Genomic DNA, 18,676 nt, shown 5'->3' with positions numbered 1-18,676 from the left:
ATGACATTTTTTCGTGCGGCGATAGCTGCGCTATTTGTCTTGCCCGGCGCAACGGGTGCAATCGCGCAGGACATCACCCTGACCTCACATGACGGCAAGGTTGAGGTGGTGGGCACTTTGCTGGGCTATGATGGCGAATTCTACCGGGTCGACACCCAGTTCGGAGAGCTGACGGTCGACGGCTCGGGTGTAACATGTGACGGCCCCGCCTGCCCCAACCTGACCGATTTCGTGGCCGAGATTCGCATGTCCGGCGCATCTGTCATGGCCGAAACGCTGCTGCCTGCGCTGATTCGGGGCTTTGCCGCGCAAGAAGCGCTTGAGGTTGCGCATTCACAGGATGGAACCACCTATGCGCTGCACCAGCCGGATCGGCAGGCCCCGCTGGCCCGCTTGATCCTGCGCGCAACCGATACCGGGCAAGGCTTTGTCGATCTGGTCGAAAACACCACGGATATCGTTCTGGCCCAACGCGAGATACGGGATACCGAGCAGGACCTGACACGTGAGGCAGGGCTGGGTGACCTGACCCATCCGCGCAGATCCCGCGTTCTGGCGCTGGACGCAATGGTGCCGGTTGTGTCTGCGGATAATCCGGTACAGCAGATCTCGGCCGCTGATCTGGCGCGGGTATTTGCGGGTGAGATCATCAACTGGGCTGATCTGGGCGGGCCGGACGCGCCGATTGCGCTGAACCTTACGGTGCCCGGATCGGGGCTGGCACAAGCGGTGGACGATCTGCTTATGAAGCCAGTGGATGCCACGCTGGCCGAGGCAATCACGCGTCATCCCCGCAACAGCGATCTGGTGCGCGTGGTCTCGGACGACCCATTTGCCATTGGTATTGCCAGCCTTGCCGAGACCGGTATTGCGCGCGTGTTGCCGCTGGCCGGCGGATGTGGTCATGCCATCATGGCGACGCGCCAATCGGTAAAGACCGAAGATTACCCGCTGACCGCGCCGATGTTCCTGTATCTGCCACAACACCGCCTGCCCAAACTCGCGCGGCAGTTTTTGTCCTATACGCAAAGCCCCGAGGCGCAGTTGGTGATCCGGCAGGCCGGATTTGTCGATCAGTCGCCCGAAGCCATCCGCCTTGGCCTGCAGGGCGACCGGCTGGCCAACGCCATCGCAACCGGCGGCACCGAGGTCGGTCTGGACGCGCTGCAACGCATGATCGAGGTCTTGCGCCCGATGACCCGACTGTCGCTGTCCTTCCGGTTCGAGCCGGGGTCATCCCGCCCTGATGCCCAGTCACGCTCGAACATTCTGCAATTGGCCCAGGCATTGGAAAGCGGCGCTCTGGACGTGCGCAAGCTGAGCTTTGTCGGGTTCAGTGACGGGGTGGGCGGTGCCGACGCAAATACGAGGATCGCCCTGCGGCGTGCCCAGACCGTTCGCAATTTGGTACTGGCTGCGGTTGAAACCAACATGCCCGATAGTGTCGAGATCACGACCGAGGGCTTTGGCGAAGCCATGCCAATGGCCTGCGATGACACCGAATGGGGCCGCAAGGTAAACCGCCGAGTCGAGGTCTGGGTGCAGTAACCGTCACAGATACCCTTGCGAGCGGAAGCTCAGCTCGGTCGATTTTCCGATGATCAGATGATCATGCAGGGTTAGTCCCAGCGCCGAGCAGGCATCCTGTATCCGGTTGGTCATATCAATATCCGATTGCGAGGGCGTCGGATCGCCTGACGGATGATTGTGAACCAGGATCAAGGCCGAAGCGTTGAGCTCCAGCGCGCGTTTGGCCACCTCGCGCGGGTAGACCGGAACGTGATCGACGGTGCCTTTGGCCTGTTCCTCATCCCCGATCAGCGCATTCTTGCGATCCAGATAAAACACGCGAAACTGCTCAATCTCGCGATGCGCCATCGTCGTGTGGCAATAGTCCAACAGGGCGTCCCAACCCGAGATCACGTGCTTCTGCATCACCCTTGCGCGGGCCATGCGATGCGCGCAGGCCTCAAGGATTTTCAGATCGGTGATCACGGTGTCCCCGACGCCCTTGATCTGGCGCAGCCGTTCTTCGGGCGCAGTCAGCACCCGGTTGAAATCGCCGAATGCATCCATCAGCAGCCGGGCCAGCGGTTTCACATCCTGCCGGGGGATGGACCGGAACAGGACCAGCTCCAACAGTTCATAATCCGGCATCGCGGACGAGCCGCCCGACATGAACCGTTCGCGCAGCCGCTTGCGGTGGTCTTTGATGTAGGAGGGTAACCGACCACCGGGCAGCGGCTGCGCCGGCGCTTCGTCTGTGTCGAACAGCATGGGGGCTTCGGCAAAGGCGTCCTGTGTCATGGGCCTACCCTGACGCAGAATCAGTTTCCGAATGGTTAACGCATCTCGCCCGCCATGCGCGCCGTGGCGCGGCGGACAACCATGTGCAGCACAATCGAAAACACGCCCAATGTCAGCATCGCGGCAAACATCAGGTCGGTCTTTGCACGACCATTGGCCAGCAGCATCAGATAACCCAGCCCCTGCGAGGAGCCGACCCACTCGCCGATCACCGCCCCGATGGGCGCATAAACCGCCGCCAACCGCATCCCCGAGGCCAGCGACGGCAGGGCGGCAGGGATACGAATGTGCCAAAGAACCGACCGCTTGCTGGCCTGCATCGTTCGGGCCAGATCCAGATAGCCCGGCGGCGTCCGCATCAGCCCGTCAAAGAAAGATGAGGTGATCGGGAAATAAATGATCAGCACCGCCATCGCCACCTTCGACCAGAGGCCGTAGCCCAGCCACAGCGTCAGTAGCGGGGCCAATGCAAAGACCGGCAGCGCCTGCGTGAACACCAGCATCGGCTGCACCAACACGCGCGCCGCCCGCGAATTGGCCAGCTGCAGCGCTGTGACCACACCCAGAAGCGTGCCACAGGCCAGACCGATCAGCACTTCGATGGCCGTGATCCAGGTGTGTTCGGCAATCAGCCAGCGGTTCTGCCACCAGGTCTCGGCAACGACGGCAGGTCCGGGCAGGATGAATTTGGGCAACCCGGTGATCGAGACGATGCCTTGCCAGATGGCAAGGGCAAACAGGGTCGCGGCGAGGGCAGAGAGGTACTTCATACCGCCCCCTCACGCAGCAGCCGTAGCAAAGCGCCTTGGGTTTCAAGCGTTTCAAGATCGTCCACGTGGCGCGGGGCCGGAGCTTTCGGGGGGTCGCAGGGCGTCAGACCCTGCTGCGTCATCACGGTGATCGATTGGCCCAGACGCGCGGCTTCTGCCGGGTCATGGGTGACAAGCAGAACGGTCCGGCCCTGCAGCACCTCGGCGGCCAGATCCTGCATATCAGCGCGGGTGCGGGCATCGAGTGCCGAGAATGGTTCGTCCAGCAACACGATGGGGCGGTCTTCCATCAGCGTGCGGGCAAGGGCCACGCGCTGACGCTGGCCGCCTGACAGCTCGGCGGGCTTCTTGGTCATATGATCTTGCAGGCGCATCCGCGCGATCAGGCGCTCACGACGGTCCAGATCGATCGCCTCACCCCGCAGGCGCGCGCCCAGCGAGACATTCTGCGCCACCGTCGCCCAAGGCAGCAGCAGATCGTCCTGCGCCATATAGGCCACCCGATCCGGGACCGATTGCCCATCGCTGGCAGTGATCTGGCCTGAGAATTCGGCCCCGGTCTCCAGCCCCGCAATCAGCCGCAAGACGGTTGTTTTGCCCACGCCCGATCCGCCCAGCAGGCAGGTCCACGCCCCGGCCCCAAGGGTCAGGGTCAACGGAGCGAATAGCGTCGCCCCGTCGATGGTGGCCGTGCCGCTGATGGACAGATCGGGCGCCGGGGTCATGGGGTCAGGCCCATCTGCCAGAAATTCACCTCCAACTCGGTCGCGGTGCGGAAGGTCTGGCAAAGGCGTTCCCAGCGCGGTGAGGCCTTAAAATCTGCCCCAATACGCCTTGTTAGAGCATCATCCAGAAGCGCGCCGACCGCTTTGCACGCGCCCTGGTAGTCTTCACCGGCATAGGTGCTGATCCAGTCGCGATAGGTCTCAGACGTCGCCTCGACCGCCAGCCGCTTGCCGATCTCGCCATAGCCCATGACGCAGGGCGCAAGCGCCGCCAGAAGGTCGAGCAGATCGCCACTGTACCCGGCCTCTAGCACAAAGCGGGTATAGGCGAGATTTTCGGCGCGTTCGGGGGTGGCGAACAACTCCTCCTGCGAAATGCCCGCTGCTTCGCAAATGCCGATATGCAGCTGCATTTCTTCGGCAACCAGCGCATTTACGGTGCCCACGGCAGTCAGCATCTCGGAATGCGTTTCCGATTTCACCACCGCCAGCGCCCAGGCGCGGGAGAAGTGGATCAGAAACACGTAGTCCTGCCGCAGGTAATGCAGGAACGCCTCACGCGGCAGCATCCCGTCTTTCATACCTTCGACAAAAGCGTGGCGGGTGTAGTCCCGCCACGGCCCTTGCGCCGCATCACGCATCAGCTTGAAGGCTTTGCCAAAATCGCTCATTGCGCGGTCACGTCGATGGCGATGTCGCTGACAGGGTTGATGCTGTCTATCATGCCGCTATCCTTCAGGAAGGCTTCGAACCGCGCATAGCGACCAGCCTCAAGGCCCGCAGGACGCAGCGCAAAGCGCGGCAGCGTGTCGACCCAGGCGCGGGCGTTCAGCTCGTCCTGCAATTCGGGCGAGGTGCCCGAGAAGATCTCCCAGCTTTTTTCGGGGTTGTTGACGATATATTGCGTCGCCTTCTCGGTTGCGGCGAGGAAGCGGGTCACCTTGTCGATATCCATGGTCTCGGGGTTGGCCACATAGATCAGCTCGTCATAGGGCGGCACGCCTTCTTCCTCGATATAGAAGCAGGTGCCGGGAACACCTTCGATATCCATCTGGTTCAGTTCGAAATTGCGATAGGCACCGATCACGGCATCAACCTGACCGGTCATCAGCGAGGGCGAAAGCGAGAAATTCACGTTGATCAGCTCAACCTCATCCAGCGCTACGCCGTATTTGCCGAGAACCGTGCTCAGAACAGCCTCTTCCACACCCGCGACCGAAAAGCCGATTTTCTTGCCTTTGAGGTCGGCGGGCGATTTGATCGGGCCGTCTTCCAGCACCAGCAGGCAGTTGAGCGGGGTTGCAACCAGCGTGCCGACGCGTTTCAGGGGCAGGCCCTCATGGATCTGCAGATGCAGTTGCGGCTGGTAAGACACGGCCAAATCGGCCTGTCCGGCGGCCACCAGACGCGGCGGCGCGGACGGGTCGGCGGGCGGGACGATTTCGACCTCAAGACCCTGTTCGGCGAAATAGCCGTTTTCCTGCGCTACGATGATGGGGCCATGGTCGGGGTTGATGAACCAGTCCAGCAGGACGGTCATCTTGTCCTCGGCCCAGGCGGGCGCGGCGGCCAGCAGGGCGATTGCAGCGATCAGTTTCTTCATATCTCGCGTTTCCTTTTCATTCACGAGGTTGAGGCCGCGACGAGGACAATCTCGCCCGGCCAATCCGGTTGAATCTTTTCAGCCGCGCGCCATGCACGCAGACCGGTGGCACAGCACAGTGCAAGCCGTTTGCCATTATTAGGGTCTATTTCATGCAGTTTATCCGGCGAAACGCGCGCCGCGCCGGGATGCACGGGGATGGGCGCTTCGTCGTGACTGCGCAGGTCAACAATCTGGTCATCTGTCGTCAGTTGGTCGGCCGAAAGGAAGCGAAAACAGCTGTTCGGCTCGGGCGCATCGTCGAACCGGAAACTGCTGCTGCGCAGGGTACGGCCATCATATTGCACCATCTGACCCTGCGGCGATGGCTGGATGCCAAGGATCAGGTTCAGCGTCATCTGCGCCTGCGTCGCACCGATGATGCCCACGACCGGACCCAGAACCCCAGCGGTCGCGCAGCTGGCCCCACTGTCCGGTGCGTCCGGGAACAAGGCACGCAACGACGGGGCACCGCCGCAAAACCCGCCAACATAGCCAGACAGGCCCAGCACCGAGGCGCTGATCAGCGGTTTACCCTGGGCCAGACAGGTGTCCGACAGGATATAGCTGGCCGCATAGCTATCTGCGCAGTCGAGGATCACATCCGCCTGCGCCACCATGGAAGCGGCATTCACGCTTGTTAGAGCCTGTTTTTGACCGGCAAGCTCGATCTCGCCATTCAGCGCCCGGCAACGATCAGCCGCGACATCCGCTTTGAAGCGCCCGCAGTCCGCCTCAGTAAACAAGGTTTGACGATGCAGGTTCGACAGATCAACGGTATCGCCATCGACGATCGTAATCTGCCCGATCCCGGCCCCGGTAAGCAAAGGAAGCGCCGGAGCAGCCAGACCACCCGCGCCGATGACCAGCACATGAGCCGACGCGAGGCGGGCCTGCCCCTCGGCCCCTGCTTCGGGCAGCAAGGTCTGGCGGGCGTAGCGGCTCATCTGGTGACCTCGATCCACTGACGCACGCGCGCCTCGGGGTCGGTGTTCAGGGTGATATCCGTGACAACCGAGACGATGTCTGCCCCAGCATCCAGCACACCCGGCGCACGTTCAACGCTCATCCCGCCGATACCGACCAAGGGAATGTCCCCGACGCGTGCCTTCCATTCGGTCACGCGCGGCAAGCCTTGCTGATGCCACTTCATCTTTTTCAGGATGGTCGGATAGACCGGCCCCAGCGCGACATAGTCCGGGTCCATGGCCAGAACACGCTCAAGCTCATCATCGTCATGGGTTGAAACGCCCAGTTTCAGGCCGGCTTTTCGGATAGCGGTAAGGTCGGCATCGTCCAGATCCTCCTGCCCCAGATGAATCCAGTCACAGCCCAGATCGATGGCCATTTGCCAATAGTCATTCACCACCAGAACAGCACCCTGAGCACGGCAAAGGTCTCGTGCGAGTGCGATCTGCTCGCGCACCACCGCATCGGGCTGGTCCTTCACTCGCAGCTGCACCAGCTTCACGCCCAAAGGCAGCATCCGCTGCAGCCAGTCCACGTGATCAAAGATCGGATAGAAACGGTCCAGTGTCATGACAGGAAGGCCTTTCCAATCACGGGGGTCGAGGGTTCCGCCATATCGCGCGCCTCAATCGGGTCGGCCTGATGGGCCATTTGCCCGGCCTCAATCGCGCGCATCATGGCGCGGGCCATCATCCCCGGATCACCGGCGCGAGCCACGGCGGTGTTCAGCAGAACGGCGTCATAACCCAGCTCCATCGCGTGCGCAGCGTGGCTGGGCAGTCCAATACCCGCGTCGATCACCAGCGGCACATCGGGGAATTCCGCCCGCATCGCACGCAGAGCGTATTCATTGTTCAGCCCGCGACCCGAGCCGATGGGTGCACCCCAGGGCATCAGCACCTCGCACCCGGCCTCAAGCAGGCGTTCGCCCACAATCAGATCATCGGTGGTGTAGGGGAAAACCTGAAACCCGTCCTCGGTCAGGATGCGCGCAGCCTCGACCAGTTGGAACACATCCGGTTGCAGGCTGTCAGTGTGACCGATCAGTTCCAGCTTGATCCAGTTGGTGTCGAAGACTTCGCGCGCCATCTGGGCGGTAGTCACCGCCTCTTTCACTGTATGGCACCCAGCCGTATTGGGCAGGATCAGCACGCCAAGGTCCTGAATCATCTGCCAAAACGTCTGCCCGGCCCCGGATTCCCGGCGCAGGGAAACCGTCGCCACCCCTGCCCCGCTGTCGCGGAAGGCTTGCTCCAGAATCGCGGGGCTGGGATATTGCGCGGTGCCCAGCATCAGCGGGTTGGGCAGTTCGGTTCCATAGAATGTCTTCATCCTCAGCCCCCCTGCATCGGCGCGACCACTTCAACCCGGTCGCCATCCGTCAGTTTGTGGGCGATGCGCAGGCTGGAGGGCACGAAATCTTCGTTCACAGCGGTGGCGACGCGGCCCGAAAAACCGCATTCCTCCAACAGCTCGGTCAGAGTTTCGGCCCGCACTTCGCGCGCCTCGCCGTTAAGCACGATCTTCATCGACCATCTCCGAATGTTTGTTCTCAAGCGCCAAATCAGCCACGCCTTTTGCCAATGCCGGGGCGAGCAGATAGCCGTGGCGGTACAGCCCGTTGGCATAGATTGTCCGACCCAAGCGCCGGATACGTGGCAGGTTATCCGGAAAAGCGGGGCGCAGATCGACGCCGATCTCCAGCACCTCCGCCTCACCAAAGGCCGGGTTCAACGCATAGGCCGCGCTGAGCAATTCGAGCATCGACCGCGCCGTGATCCGGCTGCTGTCCTCGGATTCGATCATCGTCGCGCCCAGCATATAGACACCATCACCACGCGGCACGATATAGAGCGGCATGCGCGGGTGCAGCAGACGCACAGGTCGCGTCAGCACCACATCCGAGCAGCGGATTACCAGCATCTCACCCTTCACGCCGCGCAGATCATGCAGAACCTCACGCGCGTGCAGCCCCCGGCAATCAATCGCGTTCTCAAGCCGCGCAGGGGCGAGTTTCTGATGAAAGGTGACGCCCTGATCTTTCAGGTCACGATATAAGTCCTGCAACGCCTGGCGCGGATCGACATGAGCCTCATCCGTGAAATAGAGGCCTTTACCAAATCCATGCAAATCAGGCTCTAACGTGGAGATATCGTCGTGCGCCACCTCCTCAAAGCCATGCGTTCGACGCGCAAAGCGGCGCAGATCCGGCAGGTCCCGGGCATTGGCCACAACCAGCGTCCCCCGGCGATCCATCCTAGTCCGCGTCGCCCACCAATCGATGGCTTGCTGACCCAGGCGCAAAACCGGCTCTTCGGCGTTTTCAAACTCACACCAAGGGGCCAGCATCCCCCCGGCCCACCAGGAACATCCATGCGGACCCGGAGAACCACCAGGATCAAACACCTGCACCCGCGCCCCGCGCGAAGACATCTCACTGGCCACCGCAAGACCGGCGACGCCTGCCCCTATGACGGACCAGACAGTCACGCGGACCAGACCCGATGAAAGTGATGCACCGGCCCGTGACCCCGACCGATCCTCAGATCATCCGCCGCCAAGATTGCGCCCTGCAAATACTCATGCGCCTGAGAAACCGCCCCCTCAAGCGAAAGGCCTTGTGCCAGTCCAGCCGCAATCGAAGAGGATAGGGTACATCCAGTACCATGCGTGTTCCTGGTGTGTTGCCGCGGCGCCTTAAATTCGTGCAACGGGCCCAATGCGTCAATCAGCAGATCATGACAGACATCCCCGGCGCCATGTCCACCCTTCATCAGAACAGATTTTGCACCCAGCGCACACAACGCCCGTCCCTGTGCAACCATGTCATCGGGCGATTCTGCCACAGATTGCTCAAGCAGGCGCGCGGCCTCAGGCAGATTGGGGGTCAATACGGTGGCGCGCGGGAGAAGAACCTCACGCAGCGTCTGCACCGCCTCATCTGCCAGCAGAGCATCCCCCGACTTGGCGATCATGACCGGATCGAGCACGACCGGACCATCAAACTCGGAAATTGCACTCGCCACCGTGTGGATAATGTCGGGCGTGGCCAGCATGCCGATCTTGATGGCCCGAACGTTCAAGTCACTGAGAACCGCATCGATCTGCGCTGCGATAACGTCGAGCGGTATACCGTGCACAGCCGTCACGGCCCGCGTATTCTGCGCGGTCACGGCGGTTATGACGCTGGCACCGTAAACGCCCAAGGCCGACATGGCCTTAAGGTCGGCCTGAATCCCAGCCCCGCCGCCACTGTCCGACCCCGCGATTGTCAACGCAATAGGCGCCATCCGCATGCTCCATCTGTTTAGGGGCAACGGAGGCGTGGAAAACGTCTGCTCAGTGTAAGACCGTTCCCTCCGCCGGTATTGCCCGGATCAGGTTCGATGGGTTGATGCAACAGCAGCTCTCAGCCCCTTGAAAGGGCACCCCAACGGTTGGCGCGGACCATCTCAGGTGGGGCGCAAAGAATCAAGGGGATTTTGCGAGGCTCTGCCTCGCGCTCCGGGATATTTGGGGCCAGATGAAGAACGGATCCCCCGCTTCATCTGGCTATGAATATCCCAAGGGAGACGCCCGAAGGGCGGCGGGGGCAGAGCCCCCTTTTTTGAAGCGGTTCAGCCCTTCATGCCATCCCAAAAGGATTTGACCGAAGAGAAGAAGCTTTTTGATTCCGGGTGGTTATCTTCGCCCAGATCGTCAAACTCGCGCAGCAGATCTTTTTGGCGGCTGGTCAGGTTTACCGGCGTTTCCACAGCCAGCTCGATGAACATGTCGCCGACACCGCCGCCGCGCAGGGCAGGCATGCCTTTGCCGCGCAGGCGCATCTGGCGGCCAGACTGGCTGCCTGCAGGGATCTGAACGCGGCCGCGACCGCCGTCGATGGTCGGCACCTCGATAGATCCGCCCAGCGCGGCCTTGGCCATTCTGACCGGCACGCGGCAATAGAGGTTTACGCTGTCGCGTTCGAACAGTTTGTGCTCGGACACTTCGACGAAGATATAAAGATCGCCCGGAGGACCACCGCGCATTCCAGCCTCGCCCTCGCCCGCCAGACGGATGCGGGTGCCGGTCTCGACGCCAGCAGGGATGTTCACCGACAAGGCGCGTTCTTTTTCGACACGACCAGCGCCACCGCAGGATTTACAGGGGTTTTTGATGATCTGCCCAAGACCGGAACAGGTCGGGCAGGTGCGTTCGACTGTAAAGAAACCTTGCTGTGCGCGAACCTTGCCCATGCCGGAACAGGTCGGACAAGCCGTTGGTTCGACACCACCTTCGGCCCCCGTGCCCTCGCAAGAAGAACAGGCAACAGCCGTGGGCACGTTGATGGTTTTTTGCAGGCCTGCATAGGCCTCTTCCAGCGTCACGCGCAGGTTATAACGCAAGTCCGACCCGCGTGCGGCGCGGCGTCCGCCGCCTCCGCGCTGACCACCCATGAAGTCGCCGAACAGGTCGTCGAATACATCCGAGAATGCGCTGGAGAAATCGCCTTGCCCGCCAAAGCCGCCACCGGGGCGGCCTCCGCCCCCCATGCCGTTTTCAAACGCGGCGTGGCCAAAGCGGTCATAGGCGGCCTTTTTATCGGCATCGCGCAGTACATCATAGGCCTCATTGGCCTCTTTGAACTGCGACTCGGCATCAGGATTGTCCTTGTTGCGATCGGGATGCAATTCCTTAGCTTTCTTGCGAAAGCCTTTCTTGATCTCATCCGCAGAAGCGCCCTTGGACACGCCGAGCACTTCGTAATAGTCGCGTTTGGACATCAGTATTTCCTTCTGCCTCAACGTAATCGGGCCGGCCCGGCAACCGGACCGGCCCAAATTGGCCCGGTTACCCGTTAGTTACGCTTGTCGTCGTCCAGATCTTCGAACTCGGCGTCGACGATGTCATCTTCACCCGGCGCTTCATCGGCGGCAGCAGGCTCTTCTTCGCCCTCTTCCGCTTGCGCCTTGTAGATGGCTTCGCCCAGCTTCATGGCCGCCTCGGTGACGTTCTGGATGCCCGACTTGATCTTGTCAGCATTGTCCGTTTCCAGCTCATCCTTGAGCGCGGCAACGGCCAGCTCGATCGCTTCGACGGTCGACGGGTCGACCTTGTCGCCATGTTCCTCGATCGATTTCTCGGTCGCGTGGACAAGGCTTTCGGCCTGGTTCTTGGCTTCGACCAGCTCTTTGCGGGCCTTGTCCGCCTCGGCGTTTTCCTCGGCGTCCTTGACCATCTTGTCGATATCTTCATCCGACAGACCGCCCGAAGCCTGGATAGTGATCTTCTGCTCTTTGCCCGTGCCTTTGTCCTTGGCCGAAACCGAGACAATGCCGTTGGCATCGATGTCAAAAGTCACCTCGATCTGAGGCATTCCGCGCGGTGCGGGCGGGATCTCTTCCAGATTGAACTGACCCAGGATCTTGTTGTCCGCAGCCATTTCGCGCTCACCCTGGAAACAGCGGATGGTCACGGCGTTCTGGTTATCCTCGGCGGTCGAGAAGACCTGAGACTTTTTGGTCGGGATCGTGGTGTTGCGGTCGATCAGACGGGTGAACACGCCACCCAGCGTCTCGATACCCAGCGACAGCGGAGTCACGTCCAGCAGAACCACGTCTTTGACGTCACCCTGCAGAACACCAGCCTGAATGGCGGCGCCCATGGCAACCACTTCGTCCGGGTTCACACCCTTGTGCGGCTCTTTACCGAAGAACTTGGTGACCTCTTCGATCACTTTCGGCATGCGAGTCATACCACCGACCAGAACAACTTCGTCCACGTCGCCAGCCGACAGGCCCGCGTCTTTCAAGGCAGCCTGGCAAGGCTTCATCGACTTTTTGATCAGATCGCCAACCAGCGATTCCAGCTTGGCACGGGTCAGTTTCATGACCATGTGCAGCGGCTGACCGTTCGAACCCATCGAGATGAACGGCTGGTTGATTTCAGTCTGCGAAGTCGAAGACAGTTCGATCTTGGCTTTTTCAGCGGCTTCTTTCAGACGCTGCAGGGCCATCTTGTCAGCAGAAAGATCGACACCGTGTTCCTTTTTGAACTCATCTGCCAGGTAGTTGACGATGCGCATGTCAAAGTCTTCACCACCCAGGAAGGTGTCACCGTTGGTCGACTTAACCTCGAACAGGCCGTCGTCGATTTCCAGAATGGTCACGTCGAAGGTACCACCACCAAGGTCATAAACCGCGATGGTTTGGGTTTCTTCTTTGTCCAGACCATAGGCCAGAGCAGCCGCTGTCGGTTCGTTGATGATCCGCAGCACTTCCAGACCGGCGATTTTGCCGGCGTCTTTGGTGGCCTGACGCTGCGCGTCGTTGAAGTATGCCGGAACGGTGATGACCGCCTGCGTGACGTCCTCACCCAGATAGCTTTCGGCGGTTTCCTTCATCTTGCCCAGAGTGAAGGCCGAGATCTGGCTTGGGGAGTACTTTTCACCGCGGGCTTCAACCCACGCGTCGCCATTGCCGCCATCAACGATGGCATACGGCACCATTTTCTTGTCTTTTTCGACTTCGGCATCATCCACACGACGACCGATCAGACGCTTGACGCCAAAGATCGTGTTGTCGGGGTTGGTGACCGCCTGACGTTTTGCAGGCTGACCGACCAGTCGCTCATCTTCGGTGAAGGCGACGATCGAGGGCGTGGTCCGCGCCCCTTCGGCGTTTTCGATGACCTTCGGCTGCGAGCCGTCCATGATGGCCACACACGAGTTGGTGGTACCGAGGTCAATCCCGATTACTTTTCCCATATTTTCAATCCCTTTCTCTTCAAGGCGATGTCCCGAGGGTTGGACCCGTTGCGGCATCCTGCCCCCGATTGTTGTGCGCGACAGCACTACACCATCGCGCGTCGAGGCGTATATAAGGACGAGATCAGGGGCCTGCAAGCGTTCAGAAACGCTGGTTTTAGGGATTCTGCGGCCTTTTTTGGCAAGGTTTTGGCAAGGTTTGGGGAATCTTGAATGGCGCGGCTGCTTTTGCGCGGATTTGATATCCGCAAGGGCTATCTGGATGCGGTGGCGCAAGCTGGTTTGATTGACCTGCTACGACCGATTCTGAAAGCTGCGCCGCTCTATCGGCCCGTCACGCCTTCGGGCAAGGAGATGTCGGTGCGCATGACCTCGGCCGGGGCGTTGGGCTGGGTCACAGATCGGACGGGGTATCGGTATCAGGACAGCCATCCAAAGGGCATGACATGGCCCGCGATTCCGGATGAGATTTTGGCGATCTGGCAGGACTTAACTGGCGCGGACCGGAAACCCGATTGCTGTTTGATCAATTACTACGGCGAAGGCACCCGGATGGGCCTGCACCAGGACAAGGATGAGGCCGATTTCTCGTGGCCGGTTCTGTCAATATCATTGGGCGACGACGCCCTGTTCCGCATCGGCAACACCACGCGCGGCGGCAAGACCGAGTCGATCTGGCTGAGCTCGGGCGATGTGGTGATCATGGGCGGCCCGGCACGGCTGGCCTATCACGGGGTGGATCGCATCCGGTTCGGCTCATCCCGGTTGCTGCCGAAGGGCGGGCGGATCAACCTGACGCTACGGGTTGCGACCTGAAGCGCAATCCGACAAGTGGGAGCCGGTTTTCGGAACAAATTTCGCGGCTCGCAAAGATCAGCGCCGCGCATCCCAGCTTTTCGAGACCTGCTTGCGGGTATAGAACTCGGCCAGAAGCCCGATCATGGTCAAAACGATGCCGACCCAAAGCGCGTATTCCCAGCTGCTGTTGCGGGGAAAATAATTGCGGAACACAAAGCCCCGGCACTGGTCGATGATATGAAACAGAGGGTTCCAGGCGAACATGGTCAACATGAAACCACCCAGCGCATTGCCCACGAACATCTTACCGGAAAAGACCATGTTCATGCGGCGATAGACGTTGTTCAGGATCGTCGCCGTGTTTGGAAACCACGGCTTGATCGACAGAAAGACCAGCCCGACTGCGCATCCTGTAAACCACGCCAACACCAGCATCGCAAAGGCTCCGCCAGGTTCCTGAATCTCGAGCGGTGAGACTGTCACGCTGTAGACAAACAGGATTATCAGGATCGACATCAGCTGCGTATATAGCGCCCCGAAAGCCGCAGCTGAAAGCATCACCATCATGGTCATCGGTGAATGCAGTGTCATCGGATTGTTGCCAGTCCCAACACCAGAAACGGCCCCAACCGTTTTGATATGCGTGATGAACAGAAACACGCCAGACAGCAGAAACAGAATGAACTCACCCCGGATTTTTGCAATCCGTGTGCCCATGAAGGACAGGATGAAATAAAATGCGGTTGCAACCACAACCACCTGAAGAATGTTGATAATGATCGCCATCACGGCATTGGCATGCTGTGAGCGGATATTGCGCACCACCGCGTGAAAAATCAGTTCGGCCGTGGTGAAGGCCCCGCCCAGCAGTGACCGATTTCTTTGATACTTGAACACTCGACTGCTCTTTTCTGCTGCGTTGCCCGCGACTGTGGCACGAAATTCTTGCCGTTCCGTATCCGCCGCATCATAAGTCCGTCAGCAACACGGATCAACAAACCTCAGGAACGGAGCTTTTTTGTGACCTATGACGCCCTAATTCCCGTCATCCGGCGGCTGGCCCTTCAGGCCGGGGACAAGATCATGCAGATCTATGAGGCGGATGATTTCGACGTCAAAGTCAAATCCGATTCCAGCCCGGTGACCGAGGCGGATGAGGCGGCGGATGCGCTGATCTCAGAGGGCTTGCGCGAGGCCTTTCCCGATATCCTGCTGGTGACCGAGGAACAGGCGGCCTCGCATTCGGAAAAGGGTGAGACTTTCCTGATCGTTGACCCTCTGGACGGCACCAAGGAATTCATCAACCGGCGGGGTGATTTCACGGTGAATATCGCGCTGGTCGAGAGTGGCGTGCCGACGCGAGGTGTGGTGTATGCGCCTGCGCGGGGTCGGATGTTCTATACGCAGGCCGATGGGCAATCGGTCGAGGAAACCGGTGTCCTGGACAAAGATCAGCCGGGCGCTCTGTCACCGATATCAGTTTCTAAACCGGACAATTCGGCGTTGATGATCGTTGCGTCCAAGTCGCACCGGGATCAGGCAACCGAGGATTACATCAACAAATATCAGGTGCGCGACAGCAAGAGCGCCGGGTCGTCGCTGAAGTTTTGTCTGGTTGCGACCGGAGAGGCCGACCTCTATCCGCGCGTAGGCCGCACGATGGAGTGGGACACTGCCGCAGGCCATGCCGTTCTGGCCGGTGCCGGTGGCGATGTGGTGCGTTTTGATGACCATTCGCCGCTGACCTATGGCAAGGACGGCTATGCCAACCCGTTTTTCATCGCCTATGCTCCGGGCGTAGATCTGAAGGAAGCCTGATGTCTGTATTGATCGCCATTCCCGCCCGCTATGCCTCGACCCGCTATCCGGGCAAACCTCTGGTGCCGCTGACCGGCGCCAATGGGGCCAGCATGACTTTAATCGAACGGTCCTGGCGCGCGGCGATATCCGTTTCGGGCGTGGACCGTGTGGTTGTGGCCACCGATGACGACCGCATCCGCGAAGTCGCCGAGGGATTCGGGGCCGAGGTGGTGATGACCTCGGACACCTGCCGCAATGGCACCGAACGCTGCGCTGAGGCGCATGCGGTGCTGGGCGGTGGATATGATATCGTGGTTAACCTGCAGGGTGACGCGCCGCTGACCCCGCATTGGTTCGTCGAAGACCTGATCAACGGGTTGCGCGCCGCGCCTGAGGCTGGCGTGGCCACCCCGGTTCTGCGCTGTGATGGCGATGCGCTGAACGGGTTGCTGAATGACCGCAAACATGGCCGTGTGGGTGGCACGACGGCGGTGTTCGGGAACGATCACAGCGCACTTTATTTCTCGAAAGAGGTAATTCCCTATACCGCCGAGACCTATTCCAGCACCGACCCGACCCCGGTGTTCCACCATGTCGGTGTCTATGCCTATCGTCCCGACGCGCTGGCGGCCTATCCCGGCTGGACAAGCGGTCCGCTGGAAACTCTGGAAGGGCTAGAGCAGCTGCGGTTTATGGAAAACGGCCGCAAGGTTCTGTGCGTCGAGGTCGAGGCAAAAGGCCGTCAGTTCTGGGAACTGAACAACCCACAAGACGTCGCCAAGATCGAGGAGATGATGGCCGCGATGGGACTGGAATGATCCATATTCTGGTCACCGGCGGCGCTGGTTATATCGGGTCGCACGCCTGCAAAGCATTGGCGCAGGCGGGTTATGTTCCGGTGACCTATGACAATCTGATCACGGGTTGGCGGGACGCGGTGAAATTTGGACCCTTCGAACAAGGCGATCTGATGGACCGCACCCGGCTGGATGAAGTGTTTAGCAAATACCAACCCGCCGCCGTGATGCATTTCGCCGCCCTCAGCCAAGTGGGCGAAGCAATGAACGAGCCGGGAAAATACTGGTCGAACAACGTGACCGGGTCCTTGAACCTGATCCAGGCAGCAGTGGATGCGGGATGTTTGAACTTCGTCTTTTCCTCGACCTGCGCCACTTATGGCGACCATGACAATGTGGTTCTGGATGAGGCGACGCCTCAGCACCCCCTGAACGCTTATGGCGCGTCAAAGCGGGCCATCGAGGATATCCTGCGCGACTTTCAGGCGGCTCATGGGCTGAACCACGTAATCTTCCGCTATTTCAACGTCGCTGGCGCTGACCCCGAGGCGGAGGTTGGCGAATTCCATCAGCCTGAAACACATCTGGTACCGCTGATGCTGGATGCCATCGCGGGTAAACGCGACGGGCTGACCGTGTTTGGCACGGACTATGACACGCCCGATGGCACCTGCATTCGCGACTACGTGCATGTTTGCGATCTGGTTGATGCGCATGTTCTTGGGCTGCACTGGCTGGAGCAGGGCAAAGACAGCTGCGTATTCAACCTGGGTACAGGGTCCGGCTTTTCGGTGATGGAGGTGATCGAGCATTGCAAAGCCATCACCAACCGCGAAGTGCCCTATACGATTGGGCCGCGACGTGCAGGGGATTGCACACGGCTCGTCTCGGGCTCGGTCCGGGCCGAAGAAGAGCTGGGCTGGGCGCCCAAAAGATCCACGTTAGAGACGATGATCACCGATGCGTGGCGCTGGCATCAGACCGGCAGCTATTCGACGTGAGTACACAAGATCAGCCGCTGAATTGGGTGCAGCGCTATAAGCTGCGCCTGAAACGCCGGCGGTTGTTGTGGCGATCGTTTCGCAGCCGTCATCAACTGACGGTGCTTTCAGATCGGACAAACCAGATCAAACCGGGTGACATTCTGGCCTTCACCACCCTGCGCAACGAAATCACCCGTCTGCCCTGGTTCTTCCATCACTACCGCAGGCTGGGCGTTAATCACTTTCTGATGGTGGACAATGGCAGCGACGATGGTTCCGTCGCTTACCTGTCGGAACAGCCCGACGTATCACTGTGGCGGACCGAAGCCAGCTACCGCGCGGCGCGGTTTGGGCTGGACTGGCTGACATGGTTGCAGATGCGCTATGGCCACGGCCATTGGACGCTGATGGTCGATGCCGATGAACTGCTGATCTATGCCCATCATGAAACACGCCCGTTGCAAGACCTGACCGCATGGCTGGATGCGCAGGATCAAGCCGCGTTTGGCGCGTTGATGCTGGACCTGTACCCCAAAGGGTCTTTGGGGACACAAACCCATGACCCTGAAGCCGACCCGACCCAGATTCTGAGTTGGTTTGACCCCGCGCCCTATCGCGCCCAGCGCCAGCAGCCTTTGGGCAACCTGTGGGTTCAGGGCGGGGTGCGTGAGCGGGCGTTTTTTGCTGATCAGCCGAAGAAATCCCCAACGCTGAACAAAATCCCGCTGGTGCGCTGGTCGCGGCGCATGGCTTATGTGAACTCCTGCCATTCCGCTCTGCCGCGCGGGTTGAACTTTACCTATGACGGGCCAGAAGGGCAGGCCCCGTCGGGCGTGCTGCTGCACACCAAATTCCTGCCCGAAGTCATCGAAAAGTCCCGGTCAGAGAAGACGCGGCATCAGCATTTTCACGACCCGGACCGGTTCGGTGCCTATTACGACGGGATCATCAGCGGACCTGATCTTTGGACCCCACAATCCGAGCGGCTGCGCGATTGGCAACAATTGCAGGCCCTCGGTCTGATGAACGCAGGGGGATTTCCGGCCACAGCGGGGAAGTAAACCGTATTTAAACCCGTTGCCTCACAAGGTGCGAAAGTGTCATAAAACGTTAATTGTCCGGCACCACTCAGGCCCC

The 18,676-nt window shown here is 60.3% G+C and carries 20 protein-coding genes and 1 riboswitch; of the genes, 6 read left to right on the top strand and 14 right to left on the bottom strand.

The window, feature by feature from the left end; all coding sequences use genetic code 11:
- On the top strand, positions 1 to 1,548 hold the full coding sequence (locus tag ACR0AZ_RS14690; RefSeq protein ID WP_480667743.1) for a phosphate ABC transporter substrate-binding/OmpA family protein: 1,548 nt from the start codon (positions 1 to 3) through the stop codon (positions 1,546 to 1,548).
- A gap of 3 nt (positions 1,549 to 1,551) precedes the next feature.
- Here the strand turns inward: ACR0AZ_RS14690 and radC are convergent, their stop codons facing one another.
- The 13 genes from radC to dnaK all read right to left on the bottom strand — a co-directional run bounded on the left by radC (position 1,552) and on the right by dnaK (position 13,161).
- Entirely contained in the window at positions 1,552 to 2,307 is a 756-nt protein-coding gene (radC, locus tag ACR0AZ_RS14685; RefSeq protein ID WP_480471379.1) for a RadC family protein, read from the bottom strand.
- Between the two features lie 35 nt (positions 2,308 to 2,342).
- Positions 2,343 to 3,077: an ABC transporter permease gene (locus tag ACR0AZ_RS14680; protein WP_480471378.1), complete on the bottom strand. Its 735-nt coding sequence runs from the start codon at positions 3,075 to 3,077 to the stop codon at positions 2,343 to 2,345.
- Positions 3,074 to 3,802: an ABC transporter ATP-binding protein gene (locus tag ACR0AZ_RS14675; protein WP_480471377.1), complete on the bottom strand. Its 729-nt coding sequence runs from the start codon at positions 3,800 to 3,802 to the stop codon at positions 3,074 to 3,076. Before ACR0AZ_RS14675 ends, ACR0AZ_RS14680 begins: the two co-directional genes overlap by 4 nt.
- A complete protein-coding gene (gene tenA, locus ACR0AZ_RS14670) occupies positions 3,799 to 4,473 on the bottom strand; it encodes a thiaminase II (RefSeq protein WP_480667742.1) in 675 nt (224 codons plus the stop codon). The genes ACR0AZ_RS14675 and tenA overlap by 4 nt, the downstream gene beginning before the upstream one ends.
- Positions 4,470 to 5,405 (bottom strand): ABC transporter substrate-binding protein, encoded by a 936-nt coding sequence (locus ACR0AZ_RS14665; protein WP_480471375.1) that lies wholly within the window; start codon positions 5,403 to 5,405, stop codon positions 4,470 to 4,472. Before ACR0AZ_RS14665 ends, tenA begins: the two co-directional genes overlap by 4 nt.
- Positions 5,406 to 5,425: 20 nt before the next feature.
- A complete protein-coding gene (locus tag ACR0AZ_RS14660; protein WP_480471374.1) occupies positions 5,426 to 6,391 on the bottom strand; it encodes a ThiF family adenylyltransferase in 966 nt (321 codons plus the stop codon).
- A complete protein-coding gene (locus ACR0AZ_RS14655; RefSeq protein ID WP_480471373.1) occupies positions 6,388 to 6,984 on the bottom strand; it encodes a thiamine phosphate synthase in 597 nt (198 codons plus the stop codon). Before ACR0AZ_RS14655 ends, ACR0AZ_RS14660 begins: the two co-directional genes overlap by 4 nt.
- Positions 6,981 to 7,745, bottom strand: coding sequence for a thiazole synthase (locus tag ACR0AZ_RS14650; RefSeq protein ID WP_480471372.1), 765 nt, complete (start codon positions 7,743 to 7,745; stop codon positions 6,981 to 6,983). Before ACR0AZ_RS14650 ends, ACR0AZ_RS14655 begins: the two co-directional genes overlap by 4 nt.
- Before the next feature lie 2 nt (positions 7,746 to 7,747).
- Positions 7,748 to 7,942: a sulfur carrier protein ThiS gene (thiS, locus tag ACR0AZ_RS14645; RefSeq protein ID WP_480471371.1), complete on the bottom strand. Its 195-nt coding sequence runs from the start codon at positions 7,940 to 7,942 to the stop codon at positions 7,748 to 7,750.
- The gene (locus ACR0AZ_RS14640; RefSeq protein ID WP_480471370.1) at positions 7,926 to 8,903 is read right to left on the bottom strand and encodes an FAD-dependent oxidoreductase; all 978 of its coding nucleotides are present in this window, start codon (positions 8,901 to 8,903) and stop codon (positions 7,926 to 7,928) included. The genes thiS and ACR0AZ_RS14640 overlap by 17 nt, the downstream gene beginning before the upstream one ends.
- Positions 8,900 to 9,703 (bottom strand): bifunctional hydroxymethylpyrimidine kinase/phosphomethylpyrimidine kinase, encoded by an 804-nt coding sequence (thiD, locus tag ACR0AZ_RS14635; RefSeq protein WP_480471938.1) that lies wholly within the window; start codon positions 9,701 to 9,703, stop codon positions 8,900 to 8,902. Before thiD ends, ACR0AZ_RS14640 begins: the two co-directional genes overlap by 4 nt.
- A gap of 47 nt (positions 9,704 to 9,750) precedes the next feature.
- Positions 9,751 to 9,856, bottom strand: a riboswitch (TPP riboswitch).
- 174 nt (positions 9,857 to 10,030) lie between these two features.
- Positions 10,031 to 11,179 carry a molecular chaperone DnaJ gene (gene dnaJ, locus ACR0AZ_RS14630; RefSeq protein ID WP_480471369.1) on the bottom strand — a complete coding sequence of 383 codons (1,149 nt, stop codon included), beginning with the start codon at positions 11,177 to 11,179 and terminating at the stop codon, positions 10,031 to 10,033.
- Positions 11,180 to 11,253: 74 nt separating this feature from the next.
- Positions 11,254 to 13,161: a molecular chaperone DnaK gene (gene dnaK, locus ACR0AZ_RS14625; protein WP_480471368.1), complete on the bottom strand. Its 1,908-nt coding sequence runs from the start codon at positions 13,159 to 13,161 to the stop codon at positions 11,254 to 11,256.
- A gap of 213 nt (positions 13,162 to 13,374) precedes the next feature.
- Here dnaK and ACR0AZ_RS14620 point away from each other — a divergent pair, with 213 nt between their 5' ends.
- Positions 13,375 to 13,977, top strand: a complete 603-nt coding sequence (locus ACR0AZ_RS14620; protein WP_480660157.1) for an alpha-ketoglutarate-dependent dioxygenase AlkB family protein — start codon at positions 13,375 to 13,377, stop codon at positions 13,975 to 13,977.
- 57 nt (positions 13,978 to 14,034) lie between these two features.
- Here ACR0AZ_RS14620 and ACR0AZ_RS14615 read toward each other — a convergent pair whose 3' ends face one another.
- Positions 14,035 to 14,856, bottom strand: a complete 822-nt coding sequence (locus ACR0AZ_RS14615; RefSeq protein WP_480471366.1) for an ABC transporter permease — start codon at positions 14,854 to 14,856, stop codon at positions 14,035 to 14,037.
- A gap of 123 nt (positions 14,857 to 14,979) precedes the next feature.
- Here ACR0AZ_RS14615 and cysQ point away from each other — a divergent pair, with 123 nt between their 5' ends.
- From cysQ to ACR0AZ_RS14595, 4 genes are read left to right on the top strand one after another with little or no spacing between them, the layout of a single operon-like run.
- Entirely contained in the window at positions 14,980 to 15,777 is a 798-nt protein-coding gene (gene cysQ, locus ACR0AZ_RS14610; protein ID WP_480667741.1) for a 3'(2'),5'-bisphosphate nucleotidase CysQ, read from the top strand.
- Positions 15,777 to 16,577: a 3-deoxy-manno-octulosonate cytidylyltransferase family protein gene (locus ACR0AZ_RS14605; RefSeq protein ID WP_480667740.1), complete on the top strand. Its 801-nt coding sequence runs from the start codon at positions 15,777 to 15,779 to the stop codon at positions 16,575 to 16,577. Before cysQ ends, ACR0AZ_RS14605 begins: the two co-directional genes overlap by 1 nt.
- Positions 16,574 to 17,557: a UDP-glucose 4-epimerase GalE gene (gene galE, locus ACR0AZ_RS14600; RefSeq protein ID WP_480667739.1), complete on the top strand. Its 984-nt coding sequence runs from the start codon at positions 16,574 to 16,576 to the stop codon at positions 17,555 to 17,557. Before ACR0AZ_RS14605 ends, galE begins: the two co-directional genes overlap by 4 nt.
- Positions 17,554 to 18,600: a glycosyltransferase family 2 protein gene (locus tag ACR0AZ_RS14595; RefSeq protein WP_480667738.1), complete on the top strand. Its 1,047-nt coding sequence runs from the start codon at positions 17,554 to 17,556 to the stop codon at positions 18,598 to 18,600. The genes galE and ACR0AZ_RS14595 overlap by 4 nt, the downstream gene beginning before the upstream one ends.
- Positions 18,601 to 18,676: the final 76 nt, after the last annotated feature.

It is taken from the genome of Ruegeria sp. BE3 (genome assembly GCF_056538865.1).
Note: the sequence above shows the minus strand (reverse complement) of the source record. Positions and strands in the feature narration are given on the sequence as shown.

Coding starts and splice junctions, on each gene's coding strand:
- ACR0AZ_RS14690 (WP_480667743.1), top strand. CDS start 1: ATGACATTTTTTCGTGCGGCGATAGCTGCGCTATTTGTCTTGCCCGGC.
- radC (WP_480471379.1), bottom strand. CDS start 2,307: ATGACACAGGACGCCTTTGCCGAAGCCCCCATGCTGTTCGACACAGAC.
- ACR0AZ_RS14680 (WP_480471378.1), bottom strand. CDS start 3,077: ATGAAGTACCTCTCTGCCCTCGCCGCGACCCTGTTTGCCCTTGCCATC.
- ACR0AZ_RS14675 (WP_480471377.1), bottom strand. CDS start 3,802: ATGACCCCGGCGCCCGATCTGTCCATCAGCGGCACGGCCACCATCGAC.
- tenA (WP_480667742.1), bottom strand. CDS start 4,473: ATGAGCGATTTTGGCAAAGCCTTCAAGCTGATGCGTGATGCGGCGCAA.
- ACR0AZ_RS14665 (WP_480471375.1), bottom strand. CDS start 5,405: ATGAAGAAACTGATCGCTGCAATCGCCCTGCTGGCCGCCGCGCCCGCC.
- ACR0AZ_RS14660 (WP_480471374.1), bottom strand. CDS start 6,391: ATGAGCCGCTACGCCCGCCAGACCTTGCTGCCCGAAGCAGGGGCCGAG.
- ACR0AZ_RS14655 (WP_480471373.1), bottom strand. CDS start 6,984: ATGACACTGGACCGTTTCTATCCGATCTTTGATCACGTGGACTGGCTG.
- ACR0AZ_RS14650 (WP_480471372.1), bottom strand. CDS start 7,745: ATGAAGACATTCTATGGAACCGAACTGCCCAACCCGCTGATGCTGGGC.
- thiS (WP_480471371.1), bottom strand. CDS start 7,942: ATGAAGATCGTGCTTAACGGCGAGGCGCGCGAAGTGCGGGCCGAAACT.
- thiD (WP_480471938.1), bottom strand. CDS start 9,703: ATGGCGCCTATTGCGTTGACAATCGCGGGGTCGGACAGTGGCGGCGGG.
- dnaJ (WP_480471369.1), bottom strand. CDS start 11,179: ATGTCCAAACGCGACTATTACGAAGTGCTCGGCGTGTCCAAGGGCGCT.
- dnaK (WP_480471368.1), bottom strand. CDS start 13,161: ATGGGAAAAGTAATCGGGATTGACCTCGGTACCACCAACTCGTGTGTG.
- ACR0AZ_RS14620 (WP_480660157.1), top strand. CDS start 13,375: ATGGCGCGGCTGCTTTTGCGCGGATTTGATATCCGCAAGGGCTATCTG.
- ACR0AZ_RS14605 (WP_480667740.1), top strand. CDS start 15,777: ATGTCTGTATTGATCGCCATTCCCGCCCGCTATGCCTCGACCCGCTAT.
- galE (WP_480667739.1), top strand. CDS start 16,574: ATGATCCATATTCTGGTCACCGGCGGCGCTGGTTATATCGGGTCGCAC.